Below are 1,890 nucleotides of genomic sequence, written 5' to 3'. Positions count from 1 at the left end.
GGAAAAACCGCGCCCTGACGCCTGAGAAAGTGCCGGCGGCTGATGCCGGCGCCTACAACAACCGCGGCACTGATTTCTACGCTTTGTACCAGACCCGCCTGCGCGAGCTGAACGCGGTGGATTTTGGCGACCTCTTGCTGCACATGGTGACGATCTTCCAGACCCACCCGGATGTGCTGCAGCAATACCAGCGCTGGTTCCGCTACATCATGGTGGATGAATATCAGGACACCAACGTGGCGCAGTACCTCTGGCTGCGGCTCTTGGCGGGCGCCCATAAGAACGTCTGCTGCGTCGGCGACGACGATCAGTCTATCTATGGCTGGCGCGGCGCCGAGGTCGGCAATATCCTGCGGTTCGAAAAGGATTTCCCCGGCGCCATGGTGGTGCGCCTGGAGCAGAACTACCGCTCCACCGGCCATATCCTGGCAGCGGCGTCAAACGTCATCCGGGGCAATCAGGGCCGTCTGGGCAAGGAGCTGTGGACGGCCGCCGGCGACGGCGAAAAGGTCCGGCTTATCGGCCATTGGGACGGCGAGGAAGAGGCCCGCTGGATCGGTGAGGAAATCGAGGCGATGCAGCGCGGCACCCGCGGCCAGCCGCCGATCGGCCTCAACAGCATGGCGATTCTGGTCCGCGCCTCGCACCAGATGCGCGCGTTCGAGGACCGGTTTCTGACCATCGGCCTGCCGTATCGCGTCATCGGCGGCCCGCGATTCTATGAACGGCTCGAGATCCGCGACGCGATGGCCTATTTCCGCGTTGTGGTCTCCCCCGACGACGATCTGGCCTTTGAGCGCATCGTCAACACCCCAAAACGCGGCCTTGGCGACAAGGCGCAGCAGACCATTCAGGGCATCGCCCGCGAAAACGGCGTCTCTCTGGTCGAGGGCGCCCGGCTGGCGGTCGAGGGCGGTTTGATCAAGGGCAAGGGCGGCGGCGCCCTGCGCCAGCTGGTCGAGGGCATCGCCCGCTGGGGCCGCATGGCCGGCGACGCCGGCATCACCCATATGGAACTGGCCGGGATCATCCTGGACGAGTCCGGCTACACCACCCATTGGCAGAACGACAAGAACCCGGATTCGCCGGGCCGTCTGGAAAACCTCAAGGAACTGGTCAAGGCGCTGGAAAATTTCGAAAATCTCCAGGGTTTCCTCGAACATGTCAGCCTGGTGATGGACAATGACAAGCAGGACGCGGACGAGAAGGTCTCGATCATGACCCTGCACGCTGCCAAGGGGCTGGAATTCCCCGCGGTGTTCCTGCCGGGCTGGGAGGACGGCCTGTTCCCCTCGCAGCGCTCAATGGATGAAAGCGGCCTCAAGGGGCTGGAGGAGGAACGCCGTCTGGCCTATGTGGGCATCACACGGGCCGAGCAGATCTGCACCATTTCCTTTGCCGGCAACCGCCGGGTGTTCGGGCAATGGCAATCGCAGCTGCCCTCGCGTTTCATCGACGAACTGCCCGAGGAGCACGTCGAAGTGCTGACCCCGCCGGGCCTTTATGGCGGCGGCTACGGGGCGGCGGCGCCGGGCAGTACTCCCGGTGGCGGGCAAGTCCGCTCCACCATCGAAGAGAAAATGGCCCAGGCCGACGGCTACAACTCGCCGGGCTGGAAGCGGATGCAGGCCAGGGCCGGCCAGTACGGCATGTCGCAGCCCAAGGAAAGCAAGCATCAGGTGATCGACCTCACCGCCACCTCCAGCTTCACGTTGGGGGAGCGGGTGTTCCACCAGAAATTCGGCTATGGCGCCATCACCGGCATCGAGGGCGACAAGCTGGAAGTGGCGTTTGAGAAGGCTGGCACCAAGAAAGTGGTCGCCCGCTTTGTGACTGCCACCGACGACGTGCCATTCTGATTGCTCCCAATTACCAGGCTTGACCGGCGGA

The 1,890-nt window shown here is 63.9% G+C and carries 1 protein-coding gene; it reads left to right on the top strand.

Annotated features, from left to right (window positions below):
- Window positions 1-1,859 (top strand): ATP-dependent helicase (locus VOI29_RS24355; protein WP_323784458.1); only part of this gene is annotated, 1,859 nt, incomplete at its 5' end.
- Between the last annotated feature and the right edge of the window lie 31 nt (window positions 1,860-1,890).

The organism is Leisingera sp. (genome assembly GCF_034669605.1).
Lineage (GTDB): Bacteria > Pseudomonadota > Alphaproteobacteria > Rhodobacterales > Rhodobacteraceae > Leisingera.
The sequence above is the reverse complement of the archived record's forward strand: the minus strand, read 5'-3'. Positions and strand labels throughout refer to the sequence as shown.